Source organism: Bacillus sp. SIMBA_074 (genome assembly GCF_046534555.1).
In the GTDB taxonomy this organism is placed as follows: domain Bacteria; phylum Bacillota; class Bacilli; order Bacillales; family Bacillaceae_G; genus Bacillus_A; species Bacillus_A mycoides.
Window position 1 is genome coordinate 46,990 of the sequence record NZ_JAWRYM010000008.1, and the last position, 26,550, is coordinate 73,539.

Here is a 26,550-nt window from a genome sequence, read left to right on the forward strand (position 1 = left end):
GGGCGGAGATAATGGCAAAAGAGATTACTTTAATTAAAAAGAAGATTGTAACAGAAGAAGAAAAAAAACAGCAAGTAACAGATGAGTTGTTAAATGATCTAGCTGAAAATAGAGAAGCAGTAGAAGAGACGATGCAGCTATTAGCGCAGTTGCAAAAAGCTGGAATTTTAGATGCAGCAATTAGTTTACTTGCTGCAAAAGAAGATGTTTCCAAAATAGCTGTTGAACAATTGAATCGTGAACCAGTAAAAAACGCATTAAACAATATGATGGGGGCAGGAGAGGCATTATCTTCAGTGGACCCAGAAATAACGAAACAAATAACATCTAGTTTAGTCACTGGATTACAATTTGCAACGGATGAGCTGAAAAACGGAAAGAAAACAAAAGTGATGGATTTCTTTAAAGTGTTAAAAGATCCAGATATCAATAGAGCAATTACATTCGGTTTTAGCTTCTTGAAAGCATTTGGTCAAGGGTTAGAGAAAAAATAGAGTAAATGAAAAAGTGATGGCAAGTAGCCATCACTTTTTCATTGTATGTATAAGAGTGTTCATGTTAAGCGGAATATATTATTATTAAAAAGATGGGTTGGAAATGGAAATATGGAATCCATCTCAAATATCGTTTTAGAATGTGGAGGAATATATGCAACACCGTAAAAGACTATCTATACCAGGGGTAATGGGACATTCCTTTCAAACAGTTAGATTTGCTTTTTGGAATGTATTAACCTTTCAACTTGCTTATAAATTATTAGCAGCGATTGTATTTGTCCCGCTATTTGGGATCATTTTTAATAAGTTATTGTATTTTGGTGGTTATGCAAATGCGACGAATGATGAATTATTAGCGTTTTTAAAGACACCATACGGCATTTTGGCAATCGTAATTTTATCATTGTTAGCACTGTTTCTTATCTTTACGGAATTTGCGGTGCTTATTATCATTTCGTACTTCGCTCATAAAAGACAAAAGGTGAAATTACGTCCGATTTTATATAAAACCGTAACGTATTTACCTACTCTTTTCACATATTGCTTACCAGGATTTATTTTATATGCTGTCGTATTGTTACCTCTTTTAAATCTTGGATATGAAACGGCATTAATTCCGCAAATTCAAATTCCTAACTTTATTACAGGAGAACTGTTTAAGACAACGATGGGACAAGTTGGTTATTACACGTTCTTTGCTGTAGTTGCGTATTTGAACCTTCGCTGGATTTTTGTTCTACCTATTGTTGTTTTAGAGCAAAAGCCGTTTCGCACAGCAGCACGTAAAAGTGCAACGTTAGTAAAAGAAAGTTTTTTTAAAGTACTATTCTTTTTAGTAGGATTTTTTATTTCAATAGGGATTGTGTACGGTGTATTTTTTGGAATGTATTTATTGTGTCTATGGGGCATGTATGAATTTACAAATCCACAGGGAACATTTGCATTATTAGCAGAATCAACAATGTCTGTATTTTTAACGAGTACATTGTATTTATTTAGTTTTATCGTGACGCCATTTTATATTATGGCAATAACACGATTGTATTTACAAAAGGTTCCGGTTGAAGATGTTTTATTAGAAGAAGGATTAGATTATTCGAAAACAAAAGCAGATAAATGTTTCTTCCAAAAACATCGTTGGAAATTTATTAGTGTATATATTGTAGGAATTATTACTGCCGGAATGGTCGTTGCCTTCATTGTAACGTTTATTTCAAATTCATATAAAGAACCAATTATTATGGCTCATCGTGGTTATATTTCAAAAGGTGTAGAGAATACGAAAGAAGCTCTGCAGGGGGCTATTGATGCCAAAGCAGACTACGCTGAAATTGATGTACTGCAAACAAAAGACGGTGAACTAGCAGTTATACATGATTTGAAGCTAAAACGTCTTGCGAATGCTAATGTTCACGTGTCAGATTTAACGATGGAGGAGTTAAGACAGCTTACCCTTAGTCAAGATGGGTTTTCAGGACAAATAAGTACACTTGATGAGATCATTAAGCTGGCAAAAGGAAAAATCAAACTTAATATTGAAGTGAAGCTCCATGGTGGCGAAAAAGATTTTGTAAACAAAGTATTAAAAGCGATTAAAGATAATGAATTTGAGAAGCAATGTGTCATTCAAACGTTACACTATCCGCTTATTAAAGAGTTTAAACGTGCAAATCCAAATATAAAAGTAGGATATATACTGTATGCGAGTAGAGCTGACTTAAAGAATGTGAAGGCTGATTTTTATGTAGCAGAAGAATACATGTTAAATAAGAAATTAGTAAAAGAAGCAAGGAAGCTAAACAAGCCAATTTACGTATGGACAGTAAATGATATGGAAAGTTTAAAGGCATATTATAAGTTAAACGTGGATGGTATCATTACCGATTATCCTGAAGACGCACGTGAAACAATTAAGATATTAAAAGAGCAAGAAGATCGTGAAAGTGATATGTTTGATAAAATTACCGAGACGACAGAAGATCTATTTTCAAAGTTATTTATGATCTATCCAGCTGCTGGCTAAATGCTAGTAGCTGTTTTTTTATGAAAAGAATATATTTCTAAAGTATTGTACAAAGTAATAAGTGTATATGTATACGTCAATGCTTAGTTTTTTTACATTGTTACATTATTGTCAAATAATAAATAATCACTATGCATTTTGAATGGATATAATGAAAATAGAGTGATAGATAATGAAATGGTACGAACAAACCAATAGAATCAATGTTTTATATATTTACACTATTCTAAATATATAAACTTTAAAAAAATAGTATGTTAGCGTTTTCATAACTTTTAAGTTATGCTAGAATAAGGACATAAGTTATTAATTATTACAAAAAGAAAAAAGACTTTCTTTTTTCTGTTAATTATAAGGGGGGCATTTCATTATGCGTATTGGGGTACCAGCAGAAATTAAAAACAACGAAAACCGTGTGGCAATGACACCAGCAGGTGTTGTACATTTAGTTCGTAACAATCACGAAGTATTCATTCAAAAGGATGCAGGTGTAGGATCTGGTTTCACAGATGCTCAGTATGTTGAAGCGGGAGCAAAAATTGTTGATACAGCTGAAGAAGCTTGGAACATGGAAATGGTTATGAAAGTTAAGGAACCAGTTGAAAGCGAATACAAACATTTCAGTGAAGGTTTAATCTTATTCACATACTTACACTTAGCTCCAGAGCCAGAATTAACAAAAGCGTTAATTGAAAAGAAAGTTGTTGCTATCGCATATGAAACAGTACAATTAGAAAACCGTTCATTACCATTACTTGCACCTATGAGTGAAGTAGCTGGTCGTATGGCTGCACAAATCGGTGCGCAATTCCTTGAGAAAAACAAAGGCGGTAAAGGTATCTTACTTGCAGGTGTTCCAGGAGTTAAACGTGGTAAAGTAACAATTATCGGTGGTGGACAAGCTGGTACAAATGCTGCTAAAATTGCAGTTGGACTAGGTGCGGATGTAACAATCATCGACTTAAGTGCAGAACGTCTTCGTCAATTAGATGACATTTTCGGAAACCAAGTAAAAACTTTAATGTCTAATCCTTACAATATTGCAGAAGCTGTAAAAGAATCTGATCTTGTAATCGGTGCAGTATTAATCCCAGGTGCAAAAGCGCCAAAACTTGTAACAGAAGAAATGATTAAATCAATGGAACAAGGTTCTGTTGTTGTAGATATCGCGATTGACCAAGGTGGTATTTTCGAAACAACTGACCGTATTACAACTCATGATAACCCAACTTATGAAAAACACGGCGTTGTTCACTATGCAGTTGCAAATATGCCAGGTGCGGTTCCACGTACATCAACTCTTGCATTAACAAACGTAACAGTACCATATGCAGTACAAATTGCTAACAAAGGCTACAAAGAAGCTTGCCTAGGCAACTCTGCATTATTAAAAGGTATTAACACATTAGAAGGCTATGTAACATTCGAAGCAGTTGCAGAAGCTCACGGTGTAGAGTACAAAGGTGCTAAAGAATTATTAGAAGCAGAAACAGTATCTTGCTAATAGAAGCATTATACAAAACAAAATCGAACAATATATAAAACAACATGATAAGAGCTAAGAGATAATACCTCTTAGCTCTTCTTGGTAAAAGGGGGCATTCATCGTGGCCAACCTATTTAAAAAGAAATCCGTTACGCAATTGTTAGGGGAAAGTAAAAGTAAAACTTTGACGAAAACGCTAGGGGCATTTGACCTAACAATGCTAGGGATTGGTGCGATAATTGGTACAGGAGTTCTAGTATTAACGGGATTAGTAGCAGCAAGAGATGCTGGTCCAGCAGTTATTTTTTCATTCATGATTGCAGCAATTGTTTGTGGATTTGCAGCTTTATGTTATGCAGAGGTTGCATCTGCACTTCCTGTTTCAGGTAGTGTGTACACATATTCATATGCAACAATTGGTGAGTTTGTTGCCCATTTAATGGGGTGGACATTGTTATCCGTATATGTCGTAACGACTGCCGCAGTAGCTGGCGGATGGACAGGTTATTTCAATAATTTAGTGAGTGGATTGGGACTTGAAATTCCAAAAGCGTTGTTAACGATTCCATCGCAAGGTGGTATGGTGAACTTACCCGCAGTTATCGTTACGTTGGTGATAACTTGGTTATTATCACGAGGTACAAAAGAAAGTAAGCGTGTGAATAACATAATGGTATTAATTAAAATTGGTATTGTTGTTTTATTCATTGCAGTTGGTGTATTCTATGTGAAACCAGAAAACTGGATACCATTTGCACCGTACGGCTTAAGTGGAGTCTTTGCCGGAGGAGCAGCAGTATTCTTCGCTTTCTTAGGATTTGATGCATTAGCAACTTCTGCTGAAGAAGTAAAAAATCCGCAACGTGATCTACCGATTGGTATTATTGCTTCATTAGTCATTTGTACAATCATTTATGTTGTAGTTTGTCTCGTTATGACAGGTATGGTTTCTTATAAGGAATTAGATGTACCTGAAGCGATGGCCTATGTATTAGAAGTTGTAGGACAAGATAAAGTGGCTGGTGTAATCGCTATTGGAGCTGTAATTGGTATTATGGCTGTAATTTTCGCATACATCTACGCTACGACACGTGTATTCTTCGCTATGAGCCGTGACGGTTTATTGCCAAAATCTTTTGCGAAAATTGACAAGAAGACAGAAGCACCAACATTTTCAGTTTGGTTAACAGGAATTGGTAGTGCTTTAATTGCCGGATTTATCGATTTAAAAGAATTGTCGAATTTAGCGAATATTGGAGCGTTATTAACATTTGCGATGGTTGGTGTAACTGTCATCATTCTTCGTAAAACGCATCCGAAATTACAACGTGGATTTATGGTACCACTTGTACCAATCTTACCGATTATTTCAGTTGCAAGCTGTCTATTCTTAATGGTAAATCTACCGTTAAAAACATGGATATACTTCGGTGTTTGGTTAGCAATCGGAGTGGTTGTATACTTTGTTTATTCGAAAAAACATAGTCATTTAAAAGACGATGGAAGTTCGCAAGATAGTTTAGAAAAAGCTAATTAAAGGGATATAAAGTTAGTAAGCCTTGTGCGTCTAGGGAGCGCGCAAGGCTTTTTCTTTTGGGGAAATAAAGGAGACCAATGTTATGTTGTCGAATTTTTATGTCGGAATATAAGAAGGGGTGGAAAGATGGAGACGAAAGTTGTCGTTGGATCAGAGGGATATAATAATAACCCAGGTTGGTTACATACGAATGAAGAAGAATTAAATTTATTAAAAAGAGAAACGTGGCTTAATAAATTTCAGCCTAATTCTTTATCAGTAATTTTGGCTGAACACGTATGGGAGCATTTATCGTATGAAGAAGGTATAGAAGCAGCTAAAATATGCTTTGAGTTTTTACAAGATGATGGTTATATTCGTTGTGCAGTGCCGGATGCATTTTTCCCCAATGAAGAATATCAGCGTGGTGTGCAAGTGGGAGGACCCGGTCCGTTAGATCATCCAGCTGCAAGTCATAAAATTGTACATAACTACAAAACGATTATATCTATGTTTGAAGCAGCGGGTTTTCAAGTAAAGCTTTTAGAATACTGTGATGAGAATGGCCAGTTTCATTATAGTGATTGGGAAGAGAACGGTGGATTTATTTATCGATCGAAACGTTTTGATCATAGAAATCAAGATGGTAAATTAGGATTTGCTTCGTTAATTGTGGATGCAGTAAAAGTTAATAAATAAGAAGGGATGCACGGTAATTTTCGTGCATCCTTTTTGTATGAAGAGCATGATAGATGCGGAGAATATTTATATGTTTATTTTGAAATATGAACGAAATGTTTTGAAAAATGTATGAGAATTCATTGACACATATGAATGGATGCTCATATAATAAAGGTATAAGACATATGAATAGTTGTTCATATGTTCAAATAAAGAGGTGAGCTGTGATGGCTGAAAATAAAGTAGAAACGCAACAGGAAGCATGTTCTCAAACGGTAATTCACGAGGAAATCGTGGATCAAGTAAAACAAACAATTCCGACTGATGAAAGTTTAAGTAAAGTAGCAGAATTATTTAAAGTATTAGGTGACCGTACACGTACGAGAATATTACATGCATTATTTGAAGCTGAAATGTGTGTTTGTGATTTAGCTTATTTATTAGGAATGACGCAATCTTCAATCTCACATCAGCTTCGTGTATTAAAGCAAGCAAAGCTTGTAAAGAACCGTAAAGAAGGAAAGGTAGTTTATTATTCATTAGCTGATCAACACGTAATTCATATCTTCGAGCAAGCGTTTGAACACGTAAACGAGGAAGAATAAAAAAGCGAGGAGGGAGAACGATGGCAGAAGCATTAGTGAAAAAGAAACTTATGCTAGAAGGTTTAGATTGTGCAAATTGTGCAATGAAAATTGAAAAAGGTGTTGGGAATATAGAAGGAGTAACGTCTTGTTCCGTAAACTTTGCAACAAAAACGATGCTTTTAGAAACACCGCAAAATAAAGAAAATCAAGTTGTTACGGAAGCGAAGCAACTTGTTACAAAATTAGAGCCGCATATTAAAGTGCAAGAAGAGCAAAAAACAAAATTAATAAAAGAAGTGTTTGTATTAGAAGGCTTAGACTGTGCAAATTGTGCAATGAAGATTGAAAATAAGGTAAAGGAAATGCCAACAGTTTCAGAAGCAACTGTTGATTTCGTATCAAAGAAATTACGAGTAGAAGTTGCAAATAAACGAGAACTTGAATCGACTGTACAAAATATAAAAAATGTTGTTCAAAAGCTAGAGCCTGATGTAAAAGTTGTTCGTGAAGAGGAAAAAGGACACGACCACGGCCATGATCATGGTGATGGAAATGTGAAAAAGATGATAGGAAGATTAGTAGTCGGCGGAATTTTGACAGGGATTGCTGCGTTAGCCGGATTACCGCAAATGATAACAATTCCATTATTCGTCCTTGCGTATTTATTAATTGGTGGAGATATTGTTTGGAGAGCAGTAAGAAACATAACTCGCGGCCAAGTGTTTGATGAAAACTTTTTAATGGCAATCGCAACTGTAGGAGCTTTTGCAATTCAACAATATTCAGAAGCTGTTGCGGTAATGCTATTTTATCAAGTGGGGGAACTATTCCAAAGTATTGCGGTAAATCGCTCTCGAAAATCAATTACTTCATTAATGGATATTCGTCCTGATTATGCGAATGTGAAAGTTGGAAATGAAACGAAACAAGTATCACCAGAAGATGTGCAAATTGGTGAGTATATTATCGTAAAACCAGGTGAAAAAGTACCGTTAGACGGAAAAGTAGTTGAGGGAACATCAATGATGGATACTTCAGCACTTACAGGTGAATCTGTACCGCGAGAAGTAGAAGTTGGTAATGACGTATTAAGTGGTTTTGTAAACCAAAATGGTGTATTAATTGTTGAAGTTACAAAAGAGTTCGGTGAATCGACTGTATCGAAAATTTTAGACTTAGTACAAAATGCAAGTAGCAAAAAAGCGCCAACAGAAAACTTTATTACGAAGTTTGCACGTTATTATACTCCTGTTGTAGTTATAACAGCAGCAATAATGGCATTTATTCCACCACTTATTTTAGATGGTGCTACATTCTCCGATTGGATTTATAGAGCTTTAGTATTCTTAGTAATCTCTTGTCCATGTGCGCTCGTTGTATCGATTCCTCTTGGATTCTTTGGCGGTATTGGTGGGGCATCTAAAAGTGGTATTTTAGTAAAAGGAAGTAACTATTTAGAAGCATTGAATGATGTGAAATATATCGTTTTTGATAAAACAGGAACATTAACAAAAGGTGTCTTTAAAGTTACGAAGATGGAGCCTAGTGAAGGTATCACAGCTGAAGAGCTATTAGAATATGCGGCATTTGCAGAAGTATATTCAAATCATCCGATTGCACAATCTATTCGAAATGCATATGGAAAATCAATCGATGAAAATGCTATTGAAGACTATAGTGAAATTTCTGGTCATGGTACGGTTGTAAAAGTACAAGGAAAAGAAATTTTCGCAGGTAATGCTAAATTAATGAGCAAAGAAAACATTACATTTAAGCAACCAAATACAGTAGGTACACTAGTTCATGTTGCTGTAGATGGTAAATATGCAGGGTATATTGTTATCTCTGATGAGGTAAAAGAGGATTCAAAACAAGCAATTCAAAAGTTAAAAGAACTAGGTATTAAGAAGACAGTCATGTTAACTGGTGATGCAAAATCAGTCGGGGAAGCTGTTGGTAAAGAATTAGGTTTAGATGAAGTTCATGCCGAATTATTACCACACCAAAAAGTAGAAGAAATCGAAAAAATTGATGCAGCAAAACGCGGTAAAGAAAAGATTGCATTCGTCGGTGATGGTATTAATGATACGCCAGTACTAGCAAGGGCAGACGTTGGTATTGCGATGGGCGGCTTAGGGTCAGATGCAGCAATTGAAGCTGCTGACATCGTTATTATGACTGATGAGCCTTCAAAAATTGTGACAGCAGTAAAAATTGCAAAACGTACACGTAGCATCGTATGGCAAAATATTATATTTGCATTAGGGGTAAAAGGGTTAGTGTTATTACTCGGCGCCTTTGGTATTGCAACAATGTGGGAAGCAGTCTTCTCAGATGTTGGTGTGACGTTACTTGCAGTATTAAATGCAATGCGTGTACTACGAGTAAAAGATTTATAAAAAAGAGGACGCAATTGCGTCCTCTTTTTTATTGGTTATTTTGTTGAAATTGACTCAAGAAAATAATATCAAATATTATTTTGTTTTTAAATAATTTAATATATAAATTTACAAAAATATAATATTCTTCTTATTATTTTAATATATTTTTTACAAATATCCATATAGTATTGAAAAATGGAGAAGTGGGGGAGGGACAAAACCCCACTGATTAAAGCTTCACTTTATTTTTGTATGTTTTTTTCAACCTGTTCTCGAACAGTTTGAATATAATTCATTTTATGATCCCAACATTCTTGGCTTAAATCGACAGGGTACTCTTCTGGGTTTAAAGTTCGCATATACTCTTCCCAAAATAGTGAGAGGCTGCGTTCATTATACTTTTGAATATCTAATATATTAGGTAATTCATACGCTCTTTTACCGTTAATGAAAATATCTTGATGTAGTTCGCGTGCTTCAAAGCTTGTTACGAATTTACTTATATATGTATGAACTGGATGAAACATTTTTAAACGCTCTTCTTTTCCGGGTTCTTCTGACTCTAAAGCAATATAATCGCCCTCTGCATGATCGTTAACACGGTTAATAATACGATAAATTCGTTTAAGTCCTGGGGTTGTAATTTTTTCAGGATTAGATGAAATCTTAATCGTATCATTTAATTTTCCGTCAGTATCTTCAATAGCGACTAGTTTATAAACAGCCCCTAATGCTGGCTGCTCAAAGGATGTAATCAGCTTTGTACCAACACCCCATACATCAATTTTTGCCCCTTGAGATTTCAAGTGCATAATCGTATATTCATCTAAATCGCTAGAAGCGATAATTTTTGTGTTTGTAAATCCAGCTGCATCAAGTTGTTTTCTGGCCTCCTTTGATAAATATGCCATATCACCACTATCAAGGCGAATGCCATAAAAATCGATACGATCCCCGAACTCTTTTGCAACACGAATCGCATTTGGAACACCAGATTTTAATGTGTCGTATGTATCGACAAGAAATACACATTTTTTATGTGTTTCAGCATATTTTTTAAATGCAACATATTCATCGCGATATGCTTGAACGAAAGAATGGGCATGTGTGCCAGCTACAGGGATGCCAAATCGTTTCCCTGCGCGAACGTTACTTGTAGATGAAAAACCACCAATAAAGGCAGCTCGTGTTCCCCAAAGGGCAGCATCAAACTCATGAGCGCGTCTTGTACCGAACTCTAAAAGCTCATCATTATTTGCAGCGTGCTTCATACGTGCAGCTTTTGTAGCAATTAATGTTTGGTAATTTACAATATTTAAGAGGGCAGTTTCAATTATTTGTGCCTCGCCAAGCGGTGCATCAACACGTAATAATGGTTCGTTATTAAAAACAACTTCGCCTTCTTGCATACTACGAATCGTGCCAGTAAATTTCATGTTTTGTAAATAATGAAGGAAGTCTTCTTCAAATTGCAGCTCTGCTAAATAAGCGATGTCACTTTCGGTAAAGCTGAAATTTTCTATGTACTCTACAATTTTTTCAAGACCAGCAAAAACAGCATAGCCGTTTTCGAATGGAAGCTTTCGAAAGTATAGATCAAAAACAGAACGGCGAGTATGAATACCATCTTTCCAATATGTATAAGCCATGTTGATTTGATATAAATCTGTATGTAAGGCGTAACTATCGTCTTTATAATGATTCATTGCGAAAACACCTCCGTAATTTGGTTATAGTATACCAATTTTTCCCCTTTCGTAGCAAAGAAGTAATAGGGGATTGAAGTCAAGAGAGAAAAAAATGAAATAATGCATATTTTTTAGAAAATTTACATTTATCAATTTATATTTCTCTAGATTTTATGTATTATTAGAGTAGTGGGGGTAATGAGAATGGAGGAGGACAATGCAACAAACATTAGAAAAAATAGGCAAGCAAGTTTTTTATAAACGGCTACAGCAAAAAATGACACAAGAAGAATTATGTCAGGGCATTTGTTCTGTCTCATACTTAAGTAAGATCGAAAATGGAAAGATTGAAGCATCAGAAGAAATTCTACAATTGCTCTGCACAAGACTAGAAATTGCTGTGACGGATTTGAGAGATGTAGAAGAAGATGTGAAAGTGAAGTTGGACGAGTGGTTGAATGCATTAGTTCATTTGGACAAGCAACAAGTAGAGCGCATATACGAAGAGTTGCAAGGTGAAATGAAGCATGTGTTGGATTTTGAAATTATAAATTATTATAAACTGCTGTATACACGTTATTTAATTATGAAAAGGGATTTTCCTGCTGTTGAAGAAGAATTGGATAGATTGAAAAAAGTGTACAAGAAGTACTCACCTTTTCAGAAGATGTTGTATACGTATAGTAAAGCTCTATTACTTAGTTTGCAATATAAGCATAAAGAAAGTTTGAAGTATTTAATTGAGACAGAAGAAATGGCTAAGGAGCAAGGGTATTATGAAACGGGGATATATTATAACTTGAGTCTAGCGTATAGTCATCTAAATATCCCACATTTAGCTATGCATTTTGCTCATATTGCTATGGAAGGATTCCGTAGTGAATATAAATTCCGTTATGTAATAAATTGCCAAACGATTATTGCTTTAAGTTATGTAGAAAAAGCGCAATATGAAGAAGCTTTAAAGATTTATGAAAGTATATTGCGAGAAGTAGATTCTTTTGCGGAAAAAGACATGATGAAAGCTATGACTTTAAATAATATGGGAGAATTATATCATTATAAAAATGAGCATGATAAATCAAAGAACTATTTTCTCCAAAGTTTTGAATTACAGCAGACAGTCAATATGAATTATATTGAAACGATTTATGGGCTCGCTAAACAATGCATTCATCTTAAGCGTTATGAAGAGGCGCAGGAATGGATAGAAAAAGGAATTGATTGCTCACGTAGTGATGAAAAATATAATAAAATGATTTATTCGTTTTTTATATTTAAGTATAAATATTTTGGTGAACCTCAAGAATTTAAGAGATTCTTAGAGAATGAGGCTATTCCGTTCTTTAAGAGTGTAGGTAGTATGAAAGAATTGAAAAATGCTTATTTAGAATTAGCTATGTATTTGGAAAATGAATTTAAGTATGAAGAAAGTAATAGATATTATAAAGAAGCTATTAAAGTTTTAGAAGAAAAGGAGGAATTGAATTGAAAAGCCGTATGTATGGTGTGGTAGGAATGAGTATAGTGGCAATTTTGTCTTTTGGGGTTAACTATTCTAATCCAGATATCTATGGAGTAAAATCCTTGAAAGAAGGATCAGTAAATTACTCTAATCCAGATATTTATGGATTGAACTCTTTACAAGAAGGAAGTATACAATATTCTAATCCAGATATTTATGGTTTTAATTTTTCGGAAAAAAGCGACATAAATTATTCTAATCCAGATATTTATGGTTAAGAAAATATTGAAAAACCCCTTTCCAATCGGAAAGGGGTTTTTCAATATTTGTTCCTCAAAATTCTACAAAACTTGAGAAATTAATTATTTGAATTTTTAGTATATTAATAGTGGAAACATAATGCTAATATAAAATTACTCTTTTTCAAAAATTTTTTATTAGGGGGAAGGTTATATGAAAAGGAAGAGTTTAGCGTTAGTGTTAGCGACAGGAATGGCAGTTACAACGTTTGGAGGGACAGGCTCTGCGTTTGCGGATTCTAAAAATGTACTCTCTACGAAGAAGTACAATGAGACGGTGCAGTCACCTGAATTTATTTCTGGTGATCTAACTGGAGCAACTGGCAAGAAAGCGGAATCTGTTGTGTTTGATTACTTAAACGCGGCAAAAGGTGATTATAAGCTAGGGGAAAAGAGTGCGCAAGATTCTTTCAAAGTGAAACAAGTGAAGAAAGATGCAGTAACTGATTCAACGGTAGTGCGTATGCAACAAGTTTACGAGGGAGTGCCTGTATGGGGTTCTACTCAAGTAGCTCACGTAAGTAAAGATGGTTCTTTAAAAGTATTGTCTGGAACAGTTGCGCCTGATTTAGACAAAAAGGAAAAGTTGAAAAATAAAAATAAGATTGAAGGCGCAAAAGCGATTGAAATCGCGCAGCAAGATTTAGGAGTAACGCCGAAGTATGAAGTAGAACCAAAGGCGGACTTATATGTATATCAAAATGGTGAAGATACAACATACGCATACGTTGTGAATTTAAACTTCTTAGACCCGATCCCAGGAAACTACTACTATTTCATTGAGGCAGAAAGCGGTAAAGTGTTAAATAAGTTTAATACAATCGATCATGTGACGAATGATGATAAGTCTCCAGTTAAACAAGAGGCTCCTAAGCAGGATGCAAAAGCAGTTGTAAAGCCTGTAACAGGAACAAATAAAGTAGGGACTGGTAAAGGTGTATTAGGAGATACGAAGTCGCTTAATACAACATTATCTGGATCATCTTACTATTTACAAGATAATACACGCGGGGCAACGATTTTCACATATGATGCGAAAAACCGTTCAACATTACCAGGAACATTATGGGCAGATGCAGATAATGTTTTCAATGCAGCGTATGATGCAGCAGCGGTAGATGCTCATTACTATGCAGGTAAAACATATGATTACTATAAAGCTACATTTAATAGAAATTCTATTAATGATGCAGGAGCGCCGTTAAAATCAACAGTTCATTACGGAAGTAATTATAATAATGCATTCTGGAACGGATCACAAATGGTATACGGAGATGGTGATGGTGTAACGTTTACTTCATTATCTGGTGGAATTGATGTAATTGGTCATGAATTAACGCATGCGGTTACGGAAAATAGCTCGAATTTAATTTATCAAAATGAATCAGGAGCATTAAATGAAGCAATTTCTGATATCTTTGGTACATTAGTAGAGTTCTATGATAACCGTAATCCAGATTGGGAGATTGGTGAAGATATTTACACGCCTGGTAAAGCAGGAGACTCGCTTCGCTCTATGAGTGATCCAACGAAATATGGTGATCCAGATCATTATTCTAAGCGTTACACTGGTTCAAGTGATAACGGTGGAGTTCATACGAACAGTGGTATCATTAACAAACAAGCTTATTTATTAGCAAATGGCGGTACGCATTCTGGTGTAACAGTAACTGGTATCGGTAAAGATAAGCTAGGTGCAATTTATTACCGTGCAAATACACAGTATTTCACGCAATCTACTACATTTAGCCAAGCTCGTGCTGGTGCAGTACAAGCTGCAGCTGATTTATATGGTGCGAATTCTGCTGAAGTAGCAGCAGTTAAGCAATCATTTAGTGCTGTTGGTATAAACTAAGGCCTTAAGAGATAGCTATTAATAAAATACTTCAAAAATAAAGAAGGAGCATAGGCTCCTTCTTTATTTTTTTCTCCATTTTTTCCACAAATAATATAATCCGATACAACCCGCGATTGTTACAATCCACTTCGCTTCATTTGTACCATTCATGACATGGTATGCAGAATATACTTCAATCAATAAGGACGGTATTTTCCCTATTGTACTGGCAATACTGAAAGAGAGTAATGACATTTTGCCTAGAGCTGCAAATAAAGTAACGATACTGGACGGAATGAAAGGAATAAAACGAAAAGATAGGACTAGTAGAAATGCCTCTCTGCCTTCTACGTAAAGAAGGCGTTCTACCTTTGGATACGTATTTACTTTATCGTGAGTGAACTTTTGAAGGCCTATACGATAAATATAAAACGAGATAATAGCCCCTAATGCCTCACCTGCGATCGAAATGATTGTGCCATTTGTTACACCGAAGAGCTGTATATTAATGGCGGTCAAAAAAATACTAGGGATAAAACCTAAAAGACTGATGATGATGTTGATTAAGATACTAAGTGGAATTGCGATTGAATAATAGTCTGTTAAGAAGTTTTGAATTGTTTCAGTCATTCTTTAAAATCCTTTATCTTTTTTTGCATTACACCATATTTACATTGTATAGGCAAGTGCAAATTTACATAATGTAGAAAACAGTTGATAGAAAGGGGATTGTATACCTTATATAGGTATTGGGTATATGAAGGTATGGGTATATTTAGTTTGTTTAAAAAACACTCAATAAATCCTGTATTTAAAGGGTTTATGGAGTGTTTCGATTGGTGTTTTAATCTGGGAAATAATTATAAAAACATGGGGGTATATTTTAAAAAGGGCGAAAAACAGTGATTTGATGAAAGGGGGGTGGAAAATATAGCAAAATGAATGAGGATTTTAAAACTGTATACATTTTTTCTTTGTGAAATTGACTTTTAGTGGAGTTACGATAATAATCATGGAAGAGGTGATACGATGAAACGATTAAGTAGTCTTTTCTTGAGTAGTTTATTGGCACTAATGCTGATTTTAAGTGGATGTGCAGGAAAAGAACAAAAAACAGAAAAACCAAAAGAGGATCATTCTACATCAGTAGAAAAAATTAGTGATAATATTTTAGATGAAATGGAAGGGCCACCTAAAAATGGTCATACGATTGAAAGGCATGTAGGCAAATCAGAAGAGGATTTGAAGAATCGTTTGAAGACAGATAAAGTTTCAGCGGCAAGTACATACTATGATAAGGAAACAGCGACAAAGGCTGTGAAAGATAGTTTAAAACAACATGATAAAGAAATTCAGGATTGGTTGAAAAACTCTAAAGAGGCTCGTCTTGTATTGAATACAACTCATTCATTCCCAGTTGGGAAAACAGTAATAAAGAAAAATATGAATGTAAAAGACAAACTAGTAAAGACTGTTACTGTTTTAGCGAGAGATAAATCAGGAAATCTAGGATTTAAGATTATTACTTCTTATCCATCAGATAAATAAAGGGGGGAGTATATATGTATCCAACATTACAATACTTTCTTAAATCGTACTGTACGTTAAGTATTCATGAGGATGAAATAGTAAGCGTAATGGAAGAGTTTATAGAGCAAGAGGACGAAGAGATTGTTTTGAAATTACGCGATGAATTAGTAAATATGAAGAAAAAGAACGCGTGGGAAGAAGCGTGCGTATTAGCTGCGAAGCAAGGCAATCGTGTGTGGTCTTTAGAAGAAACGAAAGATCATCTGGAAATTTTTTTACTATTATTGCAAAAGAAAAAGGCGTGAGTAGATCACGCCTTTTTGTATACGCTTTTTGTATACGCTTTTTGTATACGCTTTTTGAAATTTGTCCGTTTGATATTATCTCATTGTTTTGGGGCACTTTTATATACGCTTTTTGAAATTTGTCCATTTGAGAGTACTTCACCGTTTTGTGTTACTTTTTTATACGTAACCGCTGTTATTTTATCACCAGTATTACTAATTACTTGAGAAGAAACTTCAACATTTTTACCAGTATTTGTACCGAAAATACGTGTAGTAATACTACCGCCATTTGAAAATGCTTGAATGTAAATATGCTTACCTGTATTGTTTTTAAATTTTAAATCCGGACCATAATCTGCCACTGCTGCATCCTGCCCAAGTGGTAAATAATTTACGGGCATAGAATGATTGCTTCGAGAAACAATTCCTAAATCTGCCCTTAAAGCTGCGCTGTATAAAGTACTACTTACTTGGCAAACGCCTCCGCCTGCACTTTGTATAACTTTACCTTGTGAATATACTGCTGCGGATTTATAACCATGTGCAGCATCAGTTACGCCAACACGGCCATTAAAACTAAACGTTTCATCAGGTGCTACAATAACTCCACTTAACGTATTAGCTGACTTATTTACGTTATAGGACTGATTTCCATTACGGCCAGCCATTGGGGTAGAGTATTCAGCAATCACTTCTTTAATCCCCATTTGTTGTATATCTTCTGTAGAACGTTCAGGTTTTATTAGTGTAACTGGTAATACAACATCGGGTGTGCCAGAAGTAATAGCTGCGCTTGTTAAATCGGTTAATTTTCCTTTATCAATTTTTTCCCCATTTTGACTTTGGCTAATATTTACTATAGAGCCTTCAACACTTAATTCGGCGTTGACAGGATTTTTTAATGTTTCATTATATTTATCCTTTATAAAGGTTTCATAAGTTGTTGTATTTAATTGTGGTGTTAATTTATAGTCACGTTTTACTTCACCGTTTTCAGCTTGCTTACGCATGTTGTAACGATTCATTACGTTCCCTTCTTGTTCTTTAAAGATATTGTCGACAATATCCTTCTCTTTATAATCTACTCCTAAATCTTTCCACGTGTAATTTTGCTTATCATTTTGGAATACGTAGTTAAGAGATTTTTGATTTAATTCATTCATCTTTTGATTAACAAGGGCTTGAATATCTGCTTTATTTTTTCCATCAAGAGAAATACCTTCAAATGTAGTGTTTGGTAGTGCAGTTGTATTTAGTTGATTATTTAATTTGGATACATATTGATATCCACCAATACCACCAACACAAAGTAATATGCCACTAGCAATAGCGGAACCAATCAGTATTTTGCTTAGCTTCATTTATTTCCCCCCAGAAAAATTTGTATAAATATATGTATTACATTTTTTGTATAAAAATGATGAAAATAACATTATGTACGTCCTAGTATACTATTATTTTCACTACGTGTGTAATGTTTTCATAAAAAATGTTACACTGCTGTAATAATTGTCTCTTTTTGTCACAATATGCATGAGAAATATGTTGAAAATTATAATAAAAAGGCTGCTTAGAAAAATCTAGCAGCCTTTTTATTATAATTTTTTATGCTCATTTTTATTCGTAACACCGAGATGTTCTTGAAGTGTTGTCGATATATCATTAACACTCTTTTCGTTTGGAACGTAATAATAAATACCACCTATATATTTATCAGTACCTTCCACTTGCAATTTATCCATTTTTAAATTTGAATCCATTGAATTTTTTGCAATAGTCATCATATCATCAAAAGTTAAATTTGTTTTTAAGTCTGTATCGACAGCATCTAATAGGCTTCCGATTTTATTAATGGAATTGAGAGATAGGGCTTTTTCAGCAATAGCCTCTAAAACAAGTTGTTGTCGTTGACCACGCATATAATCACTATCAATATGACGCGTTCTAGCTAGTGCAAGTGCTTCTTCTCCATTTAAATGTTGACGCCCTTTTTTTAGGTGAATTGCATCTGCTTCGTCGCTACTATTTTGTTCTGTGAACTCAACTGGAACGTCGACAGTTATACCACCTAGAGAATCAACAATCTTGATAAAGGATTTGAAATTAAATTTTACATAGTAATCAACTGGTACATCTAAAAATTTTTCTACTGTATCAATTGTGCTGTCTACACCACCAAATACATGTGCATGTGTAATTTTATCATATTTATCACGTGATTTAATGAAGACGCGTGAATCACGTGGAATGCTGACTAGTTTAACAGATTTATCATTTTTATTAATTGTTGCAAGTAGTAATGCATCTGTACGAGTCGCTTTTCCGTAACCTTTTTCCCTGATATCACTTTCATCAACACCCATGATCAGGACAGAAATATTATCAGTCATAGGTTTAACAGCTTTTTCACGTTTGCTGGATTTATCTCCTCGGCCGAGTTCAGAATAAGCGTTGCTTAAGACGGATTTTGCTTTACTGTATATATGGAAGGAATAGCCTCCTGCTCCCATTGCTACAATAAGTAAGGGAATAAGAATGAACCAAAGTAGGCGCTTTTTCTTTGAGCGTCCTTTTTTGGCTCGAGTTTCGTTGTTAATGTCGGATTTCATCATTTTTTCTCCTTTAAAACAATCAAAGTGTATACATCTAGAAGCGTATTAAAACACATAAAAAATATTTTACGCTAAATAAAAGGTATTGTACATGTATAAAAAATAGATGTATTGATTATTTATAAGACATCTATTCGTTATTGTATACAAAAGACAGGGATAAGAAAATGATAAAATTTTACCTAATTAAAGCATAATACTTACAATAATCGCAGATAAAATACTAACGAGAGTAGCGCCGTATAGTAATTTTAGGCCGAAGCGGGCAACAACATTTCCTTGTTCTTCGTTTAACCCTTTTACCGCACCGGAAATAATTCCAATGGAAGAAAAGTTGGCAAAAGAAACGAGGAAGACAGAAATAATACCAACTGTACGGATAGAGAGAGTGCTGGAAATTTTACTAAGATCCATCATTGCTACAAATTCATTTGTTACAAGCTTTGTTGCCATAATGCTACCCGCTGTGACAATTTCAGAACTTGGTACGCCGATAAGAAATGCAATAGGGGCGAATACATAGCCTATTAATTGTTGGAAAGTAATGCCGAATATAATGAGGAATAGGTCATTAATGCAACTCATTAATGCGACGAATCCAATGAGCATAGCACCGACGACAATTGCTACACGAAAACCATCAAGAATGTATTCTCCAAGCATTTCAAAGAAACTTTGTTTTTCCCCTTTTATTACCAAAATGTCTTCATCATCGTTAACGTCGTAAGGGTTAATAATGAGTACGATAATAAAACCACTAAATAAATTGAGAACGAGTGCGGTTACTACATATTTTGGTTCAATCATTGTCATATAGGCACCGACAATGGACATAGATACTGTTGACATAGCAGAGGCGCAAAGTGTATATAGTCGATGTTTTGGAATTTGGGCTAATTGTTTTTTAACCGTAATAAAAACTTCTGATTGGCCGACAATAGCGGAAGCGATGGCGTTGTAAGATTCTAATTTCCCAAGACCGTTTATTTTACTAAGAAAGAAACCAATCCAACGAATAAAGAATGGTAGTATTTTGAAATGTTGTAATATACCAATTAAGACGGAGATAAAGACAATCGGTAATAATACGTTAAGGAAAAATGGCATTTCCCCTTTATTTGCAAGACCGCCAAATACAAAGTTTATACCACTGGCAGCATACTCAAGTAGCCTCGTAAACAGGCCAGAAATTACCGTAATAAGTATGAGACCAATTTCTGTATTTAATAATAAATAGGTTAAAATTAATTGTATAATAAGCATGATGAAAATTGGTTTAAATTTAATATGTTTCTTATTGTTGCTAGCAATATAAGCAAGGAAGAAAACAACGATAAGTCCCACGAAAAAAGTAATAAATTTCATAGTAAGCCCCCTAAAAGAGATATTCTGCTATATATGTTTTTCATTTCAAGGGAGAATATGCATCTTTAGTAAAGAAAGGAATAGAGAGAGCATGAATATATGTAGAGTGCACCACGTTGCAATTATTTGTTCGAATTATGAACTGTCAAAGGATTTTTATACTCGGATATTAGGTTTTAAAGCGATAAATGAAGTATATAGAAAAGAACGAGATTCTTATAAGTTAGATTTATGTGTAGGGGAAGAGTATCAAATTGAATTATTTTCATTTCCTAGTCCACCTGAGCGCCCAAGTTTTCCAGAAGCAGCTGGACTTAGACATTTAGCATTTGCTGTTACAAATATAGAAGAAGCTGTAAACCATTTAAAACAATGCGGTGTGGAGACTGAAGCGATACGTATGGATGAAATTACGGATAAAAAATTTGTCTTTTTCCAAGATCCTGATGGCTTGCCTTTAGAATTGTATGAGGCTTGAAATTGGTGAATTTTATATAGGGTTGCTTTCAAATAAATGAAGAAACTAAAGTGAAACTTCTTTTGTAAAGGAGGTGTAACTTTAGCTAAGAAAGCTAAAGGACATATGTGGATATTTTAAAATTACTGATGGTAGCCATCCTTATTGCGTTAACAGCATTTTTTGTGGCTGTTGAGTTTGCAATTATTAAGGTGCGTAGCAGTCGTATTGATCAACTCGTTAGTGAAAAACGAAGAGGAGCATTGGCAGCTAAAAAAGTAACTTCGAATTTAGATGAGTATTTATCAGCATGTCAGTTAGGTATTACAATTACTGCTTTAGGGCTTGGGTGGTTAGGAGAGCCCACTATAAAACATATACTCGAGCCGTTGTTTTTAAAACTACACCTATCTCCTGCAATTGCAAGTACAGTTTCATTTATTATTGCCTTTGCAGTTATTACGTTTTTACATGTTGTCATTGGTGAACTTGCTCCGAAGACGCTCGCTATACAAAGGGCAGAGCAAGTTAGCTTATTATTATCGAAGCCAATTATTTACTTTTACCGAGTAATGTATCCGTTTATTTGGGTTTTAAATGGTTCTGCAAGGCTTGTAACAGGGTTATTCGGATTACATCCGGCTTCTGAACATGAAGTAGCTCATTCGGAGGAAGAATTACGATTAATCTTATCTGAGAGTTATGAGAGTGGAGAGATTAATCAAAGGGAATTTAAATATGTAAATAATATTTTTGAATTCGATAATAGAGTCGCAAAGGAAATTATGGTACCTCGTACGGAAGTTGTAGGTTTATATGAGGACGAACCATTTGAAACACATATTAAAATAATCGCACAAGAAAAGTACACGAGATATCCCGTATTTGGTGAAGATAAAGATGAAATTATTGGGATGGTTAATGTAAAGGATTTATTTATTCGTTATATGGATGGTAATCGAGAAGAGGGGTGCTCGATTACGCCATATACAAGGCCAGTTATTGAAGTGTTAGAAAATATACCTATTCATGATTTGCTATTACAAATGCAAAGAAAACGAATTCCATTAGCTGTATTATATGATGAATATGGTGGTACAGCGGGGATCGTTACACTAGAAGATATTTTAGAAGAAATTGTTGGAGAAATCCGAGATGAATACGATGAAGATGAACACCCGCCTATAGAGCATATAAGTGAAGGGTGTAAAATCGTAGAGGGAAAAGTGCTTATTAGTGAAGTAAATGATTTATTTGGCATACACTTAATCGCTGATGATGTAGATACAATTGGTGGCTGGATTATGGTACAAAAGCAAATCGTTGCTGAAGGAGATATTATTGAAAAACACGGCTTTTCTTTTAAAGTTCTTGAAAAGGATATGCATCAAATTAAGCGAGTTGAAATAAAGAAAGTAGAAGAATGAATGGATTTTCTATATAAACTTTAATAAAAAGTATATATAGAAAAATAAATGTTTGCGCTTTCAAAAAAGGTGCTATATAGTGAAAGTGGATACTGAAGAATTCATTTAATGATACTCGTATTTTATAGGGCGAATTCTTTAGATAAGGATTTAGAATGAAAAGTATAGGTGATGAAAAATGATAGCAACGAAGGATATACGTATAGAAAAAGATTTTTTAGGTGAAAAGGAAGTACCGAGTGTAGCTTATTATGGTGTACAAACATTACGTGCCGTAGAAAACTTTCCTATTACAGGATACCGCATTCATCCGTCACTCATTACGGCAATGGCAATTGTAAAAAAAGCGGCAGCGCTTGCGAATATAGATACAGGTTACTTAGCTAAAGATATCGGACAAGAAATTGCAGAAGCGGCACAAGAGATTGTTGATGGAAAGTTCCATGATCAATTTATCGTAGACCCGATTCAAGGCGGAGCAGGTACTTCAATTAATATGAATACTAATGAAGTAATTGCAAATAGAGCCTTGGAACGTATGGGATACGAAAAAGGTGAATATGCGAAAATTAGCCCAAACACTCATGTGAACATGGCCCAATCAACAAATGATGCGTTCCCAACTGGGATTCATATAGCAACTCTTATGATGCTGGAAGAACTTCTTGTTACAATGGAAGAACTTCACTCTGCTTTTCATGATAAAGCAAAAGAGTTTGATCACGTTATTAAAATGGGGCGTACGCATTTGCAAGATGCAGTTCCAATTCGCCTTGGGCAAGAATTTGAAGCATATAGCAGAGTGCTAGAGCGTGATATAAAAAGAATTAAACAGTCTCGTCAACATTTATACGAAGTTAATATGGGTGCGACAGCTGTTGGTACGGGATTAAATGCAAACCCTACTTATATAGAACAAGTTGTGAAGCATTTACGAACTTTTAGTGGTTTCCCTCTTGTTGGTGCAGAGCACTTAGTTGATGCGACGCAAAACACAGATGCATATACAGAAGTATCTGCAGCACTAAAAGTATGTATGATGAATATGTCTAAAATTGCAAATGACCTTCGTATTATGGCGTCTGGTCCACGTGTTGGGTTGGCGGAAATTCAATTACCAGCTCGTCAACCAGGTTCATCTATTATGCCGGGTAAAGTGAATCCAGTTATGGCAGAAGTAATTAACCAAGTTGCTTTCCAAGTAATTGGAAATGATCATACAATTTGCTTAGCGTCAGAAGCTGGACAATTAGAGTTAAATGTAATGGAGCCGGTATTAGTATTTAATTTAATTCAATCCATCAGTATTATGAATAACGGTTTCCGTGTATTCCGTGAATACTGTATAAAGGGAATTACAGCGAATGAAGAGTTGCTTAAGCAATATGTTGAAAAAAGTGTTGGAGTTATTACAGCAGTGAATCCTCATATTGGTTATGAAGCAGCTTCTCGCATTGCACGTGAAGCAATTGCGACAGGAAAGTCTGTTAGGGAGCTATGTTTAGAACATGGTGTACTTACAGCAGAAGAGCTTGATATTATTTTGGATCCATACGAAATGACGCATCCTGAAATTGCTGGTGCTTCTTTATTAAAGGATAAAGTGAAACTTTAATCAGTGGGGGGGGGAATCCCCCACTGATTATTAGTTGAACCAATCGGGCTTTTACGGGCAGTTGATCTCCCATCTAACTCCCTCGCATTCGCCGAATTTTGGGGTGGGAGTTTTACTGCCCGTTAATGCGGGATAAAAAAATGTAATGTAAAAAGCACCGATCCATTTGGATCGGTGCTTTTTTAGAAGATATTAAATACAGAGTTAAGTTGAAGTAAGCTAATAATAGCTAAGAAGATTAAACTATATTTCATTACTATTTTAAATAGAGCAGATTCTTGACCAACTAGTCCAACTGCTGCACAAGCAACTGCTACAGATTGTGGTGAAACCATTTTTGCGATTGTACCACCAACTACGTTTAATGAAACGAGAGTAGATGGTACGATGTTTAACTGATCGGCAGTTACTGCTTGAAGTGGTGCGAATAATGAACCACTTGATACGACTGAACCTGTAATGAATACGCCAATCCATCCTAAGATTGGAGAAAGAACTGGGAATGCATTTCCCGTAGAAGAGAATGCAAGTCCAAGTGTAGATGACATACCAGAGTAGTTTTCTACGTAAGCTAAAGCGATAACGCTACAAATTGTATATACTGGAACTTTTAGTTCTTTTATTGTTTCGATCATTAATTCTTTAATCATTTTGCCGTTTACACGGTAGACGATAAGTGAAACGATGATTGCTAATACAATCGCAGTAGTTGTAGAAGAGAATACATCTAGTTTGAAAATCGCTGCGAAAGGTGTATCAGCCTTTGTAATTGGTGCAGTTTTCATAACCGCATTATGAAGACCAGGGAATTGAATGTTAAATACTAAGTTTGCCAATGGACCATCCGGAGCAAATAAAGCTTTAATTGGTTTTAAATTAAAGATTGTTACAAATGCAGTTAAGAATACGAATGGGGACCAAGCATATAAAATTTGATTGAATGTATGAGATTCTTTTTCTTCTTGTTTTTCTTCTTTAGCAGAAGATTTTGGTTGCCAAACACGTAAGAATAATGTAAGAGCGACCATACTTACGACTGCTGCGAAAATATTAGTAAGTTCAGCGCCTAAGAAGTAAGTCACAAGGAACTGAGTAATTGCGAAAGAAACACCACTTACAAGAATACCTTGCCAAGTTTCTTTAATGCCTTTAAATCCATCTACCATTGAAACAAGTAAGAACGGTAAAACAATGCTAATGAATGGCAAAATGTAAACAGCTTGACGACCGACAGTTAATGCATCTAGCCCAGTTAATTGTGCAGGTACTGTAACTGGAATACCCATAGCACCCATAGCACCACCAGCGATATTAGCTACTAAGCAAATACCTGCTGCTTTTAATGGATTAAAGCCCATACCTACAAGTAATGCAGCTGTAATAGCAACTGGAACACCGAAACCAGCTGCGCCTTCTAAGAAAGCACCGAAAGAATAAGCGATTAATAATACTTGTAAACGCTGATCATTTGTAATACTTGAAATGCTATCACGAATGACATTGAATTGTTCTGTTTTAACAGTTAATTTGTAAAGGAAGATAGCTGCGATAACGATAGTACAAATTGGATAAAATCCAGATAAAACACCGAATCCGGCAGATGCTACAGCTACAGTTGCGGGCATTTTATAAACAAATATAGCAAGAATAATAGCGACGATCACACTATAAAGCCCAGCCATGTAACCTTTCATTTTGAATCCCACTAAACAAATAATGAAGCAAAAAATTGGGAGTGCTGCGATTAGTGCAGATAACCAAATATTGTTTAATGGGTCATAAATTTGTGTCCAAGTACTCATAATAATGACAACTCCTATCTATTATATGTGAAGAAATTCACATTATTTGTGAAACTATTCACAATCAACTTACATGCTTAGTATATTCTCCTTCAACACTATTGTCAACGTGAAAAAGTATAATTATTCCATAATAGTATTAAAAGTAACATTTTGTTCATAAAGTAGACAAAAAGCGTAATCAAATTGATTTGAATACGCTTTTATAAATTATTGACATATTCTTTCATTTTTTCATATGTCATTGGTCCTACATGCTTATATTGAATGACACCGTTTGAATCGATGACAAAAGATGTTGGAATACTGATAATTTGATATGCAGCACTTGCCTGTCCTTTCTGATCTAATAGGACGGGAAAGGTATATTTGTTTTCTTCAAGAAATTGTTTAACATTGTTCGGGTCTTTTTCAGTAGCTGTCGCATTTACAGCAACAATTTCAATCCCCATATCTTTAGTATCGTGATAAAACTTTTCCATATCAGGCATTTCTATTTTGCATGGACCACACCAGCTTGCCCAAAAATTCAATATTACTTTTTTTCCTTTATAGTCTGTAAGACGAACTTCTTGACCAGTGGTTGTTTCCAGAAGGAAATTGTGGGCAACATTGCCAACTTCAGTTCCAATGGGGGTGTTTGATTTTGAAGCTATATCTTCTTTGTTGTCTAATAGGAAGTGATCGATAATAGTCCAGCCAACGGCAATGCTAATTAACGCAATAATAAACCATTTTTTAATATTATATCATCCTCCTTACTTAAATTTCCTTTTTATCGTAACAAAGTGGTTAAATATGGTCAAATTACTTTACGATAGGTTATCAATTATGGACGATATTTTACAATATCATTACTGTACATTTCAGTAAGGTGAAAATATAACAAAAAGCCTGATAAAACAACGTTTGTAAGCAAAGTATTGCTAGCCCTTTGTTTTGCTTTTTTATTGTATCATATAGTATAATATTCAAAATCAGGTGGGATTTTTTCT

At 34.8% G+C, this 26,550-nt stretch carries 22 protein-coding genes; 15 read left to right on the plus strand and 7 right to left on the minus strand.

The genetic code is table 11. The features are described from left to right. The first annotated feature begins 11 nt into the window (after nt 1-11). From SB773_RS11595 to SB773_RS11625, 7 genes are all read left to right on the plus strand, one after another. On the plus strand, nt 12-494 hold the full coding sequence (locus tag SB773_RS11595; protein WP_002010449.1) for a helical membrane plugin domain-containing protein: 483 nt from the start codon (nt 12-14) through the stop codon (nt 492-494). 154 nt (nt 495-648) lie between these two features. Next, nucleotides 649-2,520 carry a glycerophosphoryl diester phosphodiesterase membrane domain-containing protein gene (locus SB773_RS11600; RefSeq protein ID WP_410590007.1) on the plus strand — a complete coding sequence of 624 codons (1,872 nt, stop codon included), beginning with the start codon at nt 649-651 and terminating at the stop codon, nt 2,518-2,520. Between the two features lie 370 nt (nt 2,521-2,890). Beyond that, nucleotides 2,891-4,024, plus strand: a complete 1,134-nt coding sequence (gene ald / locus SB773_RS11605) for an alanine dehydrogenase (protein ID WP_002140333.1) — start codon at nt 2,891-2,893, stop codon at nt 4,022-4,024. A gap of 103 nt (nt 4,025-4,127) precedes the next feature. Beyond that, nucleotides 4,128-5,543: an amino acid permease gene (locus tag SB773_RS11610; RefSeq protein WP_002125151.1), complete on the plus strand. Its 1,416-nt coding sequence runs from the start codon at nt 4,128-4,130 to the stop codon at nt 5,541-5,543. Between the two features lie 126 nt (nt 5,544-5,669). Continuing rightward, entirely contained in the window at nt 5,670-6,221 is a 552-nt protein-coding gene (locus SB773_RS11615) for a class I SAM-dependent methyltransferase (RefSeq protein WP_410590010.1), read from the plus strand. A gap of 209 nt (nt 6,222-6,430) precedes the next feature. Next, nucleotides 6,431-6,808, plus strand: a complete 378-nt coding sequence (locus SB773_RS11620) for an ArsR/SmtB family transcription factor (RefSeq protein ID WP_002010461.1) — start codon at nt 6,431-6,433, stop codon at nt 6,806-6,808. Between the two features lie 20 nt (nt 6,809-6,828). After that, nucleotides 6,829-9,189 carry a heavy metal translocating P-type ATPase gene (locus SB773_RS11625; RefSeq protein ID WP_410590013.1) on the plus strand — a complete coding sequence of 787 codons (2,361 nt, stop codon included), beginning with the start codon at nt 6,829-6,831 and terminating at the stop codon, nt 9,187-9,189. Between the two features lie 224 nt (nt 9,190-9,413). Here the strand turns inward: SB773_RS11625 and SB773_RS11630 are convergent, their stop codons facing one another. Next, nucleotides 9,414-10,877, minus strand: a complete 1,464-nt coding sequence (locus tag SB773_RS11630) for a nicotinate phosphoribosyltransferase (protein ID WP_002010465.1) — start codon at nt 10,875-10,877, stop codon at nt 9,414-9,416. A 199-nt stretch (nt 10,878-11,076) separates the two neighbouring features. Here SB773_RS11630 and SB773_RS11635 point away from each other — a divergent pair, with 199 nt between their 5' ends. The 3 genes from SB773_RS11635 (at nt 11,077) to SB773_RS11645 (ending at nt 14,478) form a co-directional block, all read left to right on the plus strand. Beyond that, nucleotides 11,077-12,351 carry a tetratricopeptide repeat protein gene (locus SB773_RS11635; RefSeq protein WP_060750764.1) on the plus strand — a complete coding sequence of 425 codons (1,275 nt, stop codon included), beginning with the start codon at nt 11,077-11,079 and terminating at the stop codon, nt 12,349-12,351. Then, on the plus strand, nt 12,348-12,602 hold the full coding sequence (locus tag SB773_RS11640; protein WP_113734779.1) for a Phr family secreted Rap phosphatase inhibitor: 255 nt from the start codon (nt 12,348-12,350) through the stop codon (nt 12,600-12,602). The genes SB773_RS11635 and SB773_RS11640 overlap by 4 nt, the downstream gene beginning before the upstream one ends. A gap of 175 nt (nt 12,603-12,777) precedes the next feature. Continuing rightward, entirely contained in the window at nt 12,778-14,478 is a 1,701-nt protein-coding gene (locus SB773_RS11645; RefSeq protein WP_410590016.1) for a M4 family metallopeptidase, read from the plus strand. 63 nt (nt 14,479-14,541) lie between these two features. Here the strand turns inward: SB773_RS11645 and SB773_RS11650 are convergent, their stop codons facing one another. Beyond that, nucleotides 14,542-15,090: a TVP38/TMEM64 family protein gene (locus tag SB773_RS11650; RefSeq protein WP_410590018.1), complete on the minus strand. Its 549-nt coding sequence runs from the start codon at nt 15,088-15,090 to the stop codon at nt 14,542-14,544. A gap of 399 nt (nt 15,091-15,489) precedes the next feature. Between SB773_RS11650 and SB773_RS11655 the strand changes: the two genes are divergently transcribed. Beyond that, entirely contained in the window at nt 15,490-16,008 is a 519-nt protein-coding gene (locus SB773_RS11655) for an RNase A-like domain-containing lipoprotein (protein ID WP_002125157.1), read from the plus strand. Between the two features lie 14 nt (nt 16,009-16,022). Then, entirely contained in the window at nt 16,023-16,295 is a 273-nt protein-coding gene (locus SB773_RS11660; RefSeq protein WP_002091014.1) for a hypothetical protein, read from the plus strand. An 80-nt stretch (nt 16,296-16,375) separates the two neighbouring features. Here the strand turns inward: SB773_RS11660 and SB773_RS11665 are convergent, their stop codons facing one another. The 3 genes from SB773_RS11665 to SB773_RS11675 all read right to left on the minus strand — a co-directional run bounded on the left by SB773_RS11665 (nt 16,376) and on the right by SB773_RS11675 (nt 20,254). After that, complete coding sequence (locus SB773_RS11665) at nt 16,376-17,638, minus strand: VanW family protein (RefSeq protein ID WP_410590021.1); 1,263 nt, start codon at nt 17,636-17,638, stop codon at nt 16,376-16,378. A 234-nt stretch (nt 17,639-17,872) separates the two neighbouring features. Next, complete coding sequence (locus SB773_RS11670; RefSeq protein WP_002029713.1) at nt 17,873-18,889, minus strand: LCP family glycopolymer transferase; 1,017 nt, start codon at nt 18,887-18,889, stop codon at nt 17,873-17,875. A 186-nt stretch (nt 18,890-19,075) separates the two neighbouring features. After that, nucleotides 19,076-20,254 carry a NupC/NupG family nucleoside CNT transporter gene (locus tag SB773_RS11675; RefSeq protein ID WP_088038426.1) on the minus strand — a complete coding sequence of 393 codons (1,179 nt, stop codon included), beginning with the start codon at nt 20,252-20,254 and terminating at the stop codon, nt 19,076-19,078. A 91-nt stretch (nt 20,255-20,345) separates the two neighbouring features. Between SB773_RS11675 and gloA2 the strand changes: the two genes are divergently transcribed. The 3 genes from gloA2 to aspA all read left to right on the plus strand — a co-directional run bounded on the left by gloA2 (nt 20,346) and on the right by aspA (nt 23,753). Then, complete coding sequence (gene gloA2, locus SB773_RS11680; RefSeq protein ID WP_001017670.1) at nt 20,346-20,732, plus strand: SMU1112c/YaeR family gloxylase I-like metalloprotein; 387 nt, start codon at nt 20,346-20,348, stop codon at nt 20,730-20,732. Between the two features lie 107 nt (nt 20,733-20,839). Continuing rightward, on the plus strand, nt 20,840-22,138 hold the full coding sequence (locus tag SB773_RS11685) for a hemolysin family protein (RefSeq protein WP_410590024.1): 1,299 nt from the start codon (nt 20,840-20,842) through the stop codon (nt 22,136-22,138). Nucleotides 22,139-22,316: 178 nt separating this feature from the next. Continuing rightward, nucleotides 22,317-23,753, plus strand: a complete 1,437-nt coding sequence (gene aspA, locus SB773_RS11690; RefSeq protein ID WP_016093356.1) for an aspartate ammonia-lyase — start codon at nt 22,317-22,319, stop codon at nt 23,751-23,753. A 182-nt stretch (nt 23,754-23,935) separates the two neighbouring features. Here aspA and SB773_RS11695 read toward each other — a convergent pair whose 3' ends face one another. Both SB773_RS11695 and SB773_RS11700 read right to left on the minus strand, forming a co-directional pair. Beyond that, nucleotides 23,936-25,555 (minus strand): lactate permease LctP family transporter, encoded by a 1,620-nt coding sequence (locus SB773_RS11695; RefSeq protein WP_002029741.1) that lies wholly within the window; start codon nt 25,553-25,555, stop codon nt 23,936-23,938. A gap of 203 nt (nt 25,556-25,758) precedes the next feature. Beyond that, nucleotides 25,759-26,298, minus strand: a complete 540-nt coding sequence (locus tag SB773_RS11700; protein WP_353050920.1) for a redoxin domain-containing protein — start codon at nt 26,296-26,298, stop codon at nt 25,759-25,761. Between the last annotated feature and the right edge of the window lie 252 nt (nt 26,299-26,550).